The 4491-nt window shown below is 67.4% G+C and carries 5 protein-coding genes; all 5 read left to right on the top strand.

The window, feature by feature from the left end; genetic code table 11:
- The first annotated feature begins 224 nt into the window (after positions 1–224).
- Positions 225–611 (top strand): hypothetical protein, encoded by a 387-nt coding sequence (locus NP3_RS36325; RefSeq protein ID WP_063046249.1) that lies wholly within the window; start codon positions 225–227, stop codon positions 609–611.
- 117 nt (positions 612–728) lie between these two features.
- Positions 729–1835, top strand: coding sequence for a nuclease-related domain-containing protein (locus NP3_RS36320; protein ID WP_063046248.1), 1107 nt, complete (start codon positions 729–731; stop codon positions 1833–1835).
- 21 nt (positions 1836–1856) lie between these two features.
- Complete coding sequence (locus NP3_RS36315; protein WP_063046247.1) at positions 1857–2891, top strand: hypothetical protein; 1035 nt, start codon at positions 1857–1859, stop codon at positions 2889–2891.
- 43 nt (positions 2892–2934) lie between these two features.
- Positions 2935–3492 (top strand): hypothetical protein, encoded by a 558-nt coding sequence (locus NP3_RS36310; RefSeq protein WP_063046246.1) that lies wholly within the window; start codon positions 2935–2937, stop codon positions 3490–3492.
- 161 nt (positions 3493–3653) lie between these two features.
- A complete protein-coding gene (locus tag NP3_RS36305) occupies positions 3654–4220 on the top strand; it encodes a hypothetical protein (protein WP_157124791.1) in 567 nt (188 codons plus the stop codon).
- The last annotated feature ends 271 nt before the right edge of the window (positions 4221–4491 follow it).

Here is a 4491-nt window from a genome sequence, read left to right as displayed (position 1 = left end):
ATGTGTGCGTCTACAAACGGGCTGAGGTATTCGACAGTGCTCATGTTGCGGACCATACGACTGCAGGGTGCAGGCTCCTGGGCACTCCAAATTCGCCCGAAATTCGGCGAGTTCTACGGGTTGCGTGGCCGGGTGCCGGGATCTCTCACGACTATAGACTGTCAACAGTTTGGACTGTTAGACTGTTAATAGTTGTCGAGCTATCTCCGGAAGGACCGACCATCATGTCGATTCAGCCCCGCACCTCCCGCCGCTCCGCTCTCGTTTGGCTGCGCCCCGCCTTGGCCATGCACCGCCGGGCCAGCCGCGTGATCGCATTCCTGCTCCGCACCCCCGCGCTGCTGGCGGGCCTGTTCGTCGCCGCGGCTGCCCTGTACTTCTCCATGGTGCTGACCGTGGATCGCGGCCCCGCCGACGCACTGCAGCCCACCGCGCCCGCGAGCGCCAACTGCGCCATGTTCTGCACCGCCACCGAGGCCCCGAAGCCACCGCTTCCCGCAACAACGGCGTTCATCGCCGACGACGGCCATCACGTCGACACCGCTGCGGGCGCCGACCAGACGCAGGCGTGCTGGATGTTCTGCGAACCCGCCCGGCAGCTGGGCTTGTAGCGCCCGCCGAAACCCCCGGCTGGCCAGGTGTGCACTTTCGACACGCCGAGCGCGGGCCTGACCATCACGACATGTTCACGGCACCAGAAAGTGCCATCACGACAGGGGAAAATTCTCATGCTGATCATCAATGGCACCCGCCCGAAAATGTCGGGCGCGGAGCGGGCTGTACTCGCCTGGCTCCAAGCCAGCGGCATCCGCGGCGTCGCGATCTCGGGAAGCCACATTCCCGACCGCAGCGGCCGCCGCAGCCAGGAAGTCGATCTGGTGCTGCTCACCCCCGACACGCTGGTGTGCATCGAGGTCAAGGGCATCCTCAAGTGCGGTGTGAACGGCACTCTGGCCTGCCACGTGAACCCGCGCTGGTCCTTGCCCGGCATCGACGGCGACCCAGTGCACGTCCGCGACGGTGACACCAACCCGCTCAACCAGCTCGCCGACGCCATGTTCAACCTCAAAGCCGTCGTCTCCCGCTGCAAGCTCGACGTGTTCGTGCCAGGCCTGGTCCTGGTGGAGCCGAACGCCGGCCGGATCACCCTCGACAAAGGGTCGGTGCCGATGCCGGAGGGCCGCGACGTCTTGCTCGGCGGCAACGCCACCGCACTGAGCGGGTGGCTGAGCACCGCCGCCCGTCAGCACCCGCAGGGCTGGACCGTCGAGCGCGCCCACACCCTTCTTTCCGCGCTGGACCAGGCCGACGCTGTCACCCGCGACGCCCTGGCCGCCGAAGGATTCCCCAACCCCGCCCCCGCCGCGGGCACCGACGATGACGGGGTGGTCGTGCCGCTGCGACCCACCGTCGTCATCCCCCAGGCGCCGACCGGAGCCACGACACTCCCCCGGACCACCGCGCCCACAGCCGACCGCGGCGACATCGGCCGCAGCCCCGAGGAACAGATCCACCCCGGGGCCGCGATGAACCTGGCCCCAACCGCCACGAGCCGAGCCGCCGCCCGCAGCCACTGGATCCGCAACGCCGTTCTCCTCGGCGCGGCCACGTGCCTGCTCAGCGGCGGTGCCGCCGTGCTGAGCCACGTCTCCACCTCGCAGCACTCCGACGAGCCCACCAGCAGCGAGCCCGCCCCGCCACCCGCAGCCGACGCTCCAGCCCCGCAGGCACCCGCCGCGACGCAACCTGCCCCGCCCGCACCTGCCTCCAAGCCCAGCAGCGGAGTGCTGTTCCCGACGCGCGCGACCTGCTTCCCCTTCCAAGCCGATTGCTGACCAGGAAAGAAAGGTTCTCTGATGGATACCTCCGCCGAGATCCGGGACCGGCTCCTCGACCCGAACAGACCGCTGCCCGAGGCAGCGCTGACACCCCAGATCACCGCGCTGCGCGCCGCGCTCCCCGCCTCCGTCCTCGACCATCTCGGCACCCACCAGGCCATCGTGCTGGCCGCCCGAGGCCTGCACATCGTGACCACCCTCTACGGCGACCCAGCGACAGGACGGCTCGGCCACATCGTCGGCGACCTGGAGCGCCCCGAGTTCGCCGTCCTGGCGGCCTACCACAACGGCGGCGGCCTGCTCGACGCCGTCACCGCCCTGCACCAACACCTCACCCGCTGCGGAGCGAGCATCGACGACGTCCTCGACGCCATCGCCGCCGACGCCTACAGCGACGCCGTGTACGGAAACGGCCGCCGCCGCGACAACCCCACCGGATACGACGAACTGCGCTCCGCCGAGCTGGTGCACGCGCACGCCCTCGCCACCGGCTACCCAGACGCCCGCGCCGAACGACTGCGTAACGCGGTGCTGGGCACCGCATTCGACGAGCAGACCAAGGCCCAAGCCGGACGCGATCACCCCGACATCGTGGTCCAGGCCGTCGTCGCGGTGGACCTGCACGTGCTCGCCTGCCCCAACGCGGTCACCACCGCCATGGACCTGGCCATCGAGGACGGGATGTCGGCGCGCTGGTCACCGGACCGCATCATCGGCCGTGCGATCGCCGAGACCGGTGCCCGGATCCGCTGCGTGCCAGAGGCTCTCGCCTTCATCGACGCCCACGCTGATCTGCGTCCGCGCCTCGACGATGGCACCCGCGCCGACACCACCGTGATCGAGATGTTCGCCGACCGGCTCATCGGCAACGCGAATTTCATTGCCGCGCACCGCTACCCCGACACCTGGACTCTGGACAACCCGAAGCTGCGCGCCGCCAACGCAGCCACCGAGCGCGATCTCGGCCAGCAACTGCGCCGCCGCCACATCACCGCCGTACAGGCGTATCGCGCAGCAACCGAGCACGCCACGACGACATCGACGATGCGCTGAACCCACAGCGATCCCAGGAAAGAAAAAAGGAGAAAAAAACCCTATGAACCGCAACAACATTCGCCCCGCCGCTGTCGGCATCGCCGCTGGCGCGGCCATGTTCGCCGGGCTGATCGCCTGGGTCGAGATCGACCCATGGAACAACATGGTCGACCGCGTCGCCCGTCGTCGCCTGTCTCCAGCCGAGCGCGCGGAAATCGAACGGATCGAGACCAAACGAGACGAATGGAATCGCGAATACGCGGCCAAGTCCAACCAGAACCGAGAGAGCCAGCGCCTCCAGGTGCAGGAAGGATTCAGCCCGGAGCTGCTGCAGACGCCAGGGTTGGTCACCTCCCCGCAGGAGATGTCTGTGGAGGACCTGGTGGCCGAGATCGAGCACGCCGAAAAGTCTCGCTACCAATACCCGCTCAGCGATGTCGGGTCCTGGTTCCGGCATTGCGAAGCCCTGCACCAGGAGTTCACCGAGCGGCGCAACAACTGGGAGACACGCTCCAAGCTCCCGCGCGTCGAGCAGCTGCGCCTCGATATCGCTGCCGACCGTGTCAGCGTCGCCCGCTCGCCACGGCCGGTCGTGATCCAGGACGCCGCCGCCGACTGACCGATAGAGCAGAGACCGGCCACGGGGAATGTGGCCGGTCTCCGCGAGTGATGGTCGCACACGCAGCCAGAAAACGATTCGAGCCCAACCGCCATCAACGAACGGGCCGGGGCATCGGCAACACGGCCCCGGCCTGGCATCCGATCAAGGAGAGAAACACCGTGACAACATTTCTCAACATCACCTACGAACTGCTCATCGCCCCCGATGACCCCGCAATCAGCAGGGACGATCGCATCAGGGTCGGGTTCCAATACGCCGGCACCTGGTCGGTGGTTTATCTCGGCCGCGGCCACCACCCCGGAGCCGTGTACAACCCCGCCACCGACCGCGCGATATCCACGCATGCGATGGAGTGCGGCGGGAATTTCGTGGTCCATATGCACACCGAGGACCGCGCCGCGATCGCGCACGCACATGCGGCACTGGCACCCTGGTACGCCGCCGAACGCGAGCGGGGACAGATGCCCGATGAGGTGGCGTTCGAGCTGGAAGAGCACCTGGACGTACTTGCCCACTGGGCGGCGGGCGGCAAATGGGAAGTGGTGATTCCTCGGATCGGCGCACCAACCTTGCAAGTGGGAGACTTTCCCACCCCGGCCGCAGCGTGGGCCGCCGCCGAATCCGGGCGCGTGTGGGACCTGGCCGGAATCGACCCTGAAGAATGGGATCTCGGTCTGCACGACCTGTTTGTCAGCTCGACTCCGCTCGATCAGGGTTCGGTCTAGCAAGAACCGAAATGTGAAGGCCGGGAATGTATCTCAGCGTTCATTCCCGGCTTTCGTCATGTCACGCTAGGTCGCCGGGTTGGCGGATCCGCACAGACTCCCCGCGGCGTACTCGCCGCGCGCAGTCTCAGCTAGCTCCCTGCAGCGACATGAGCACTCGTTCCTGCGTTTGTGCGATGTCATCCTCATCTGTGAACTCTTCGGAGCGGACTCGGCTCAGCGCGTACCCGGTGAGGGTGACCAAGGCTTGCTTGCCTGAGTCCCGCCGTCG

Source organism: Nocardia pseudovaccinii NBRC 100343 (genome assembly GCF_001613225.1).
Taxonomy (GTDB): Bacteria; Actinomycetota; Actinomycetes; order Mycobacteriales; family Mycobacteriaceae; genus Nocardia; species Nocardia pseudovaccinii.
The sequence above is the reverse complement of the archived record's forward strand: the minus strand, read 5'-3'. Positions and strand labels throughout refer to the sequence as shown.

Excerpts from the sequence above, each read along its gene's own strand:
- NP3_RS36310 (WP_063046246.1), top strand. The coding sequence starts at position 2,935 with ATGAACCGCAACAACATTCGCCCCGCCGCTGTCGGCATCGCCGCTGGC.
- NP3_RS36315 (WP_063046247.1), top strand. The coding sequence starts at position 1,857 with ATGGATACCTCCGCCGAGATCCGGGACCGGCTCCTCGACCCGAACAGA.
- NP3_RS36320 (WP_063046248.1), top strand. The coding sequence starts at position 729 with ATGCTGATCATCAATGGCACCCGCCCGAAAATGTCGGGCGCGGAGCGG.
- NP3_RS36325 (WP_063046249.1), top strand. The coding sequence starts at position 225 with ATGTCGATTCAGCCCCGCACCTCCCGCCGCTCCGCTCTCGTTTGGCTG.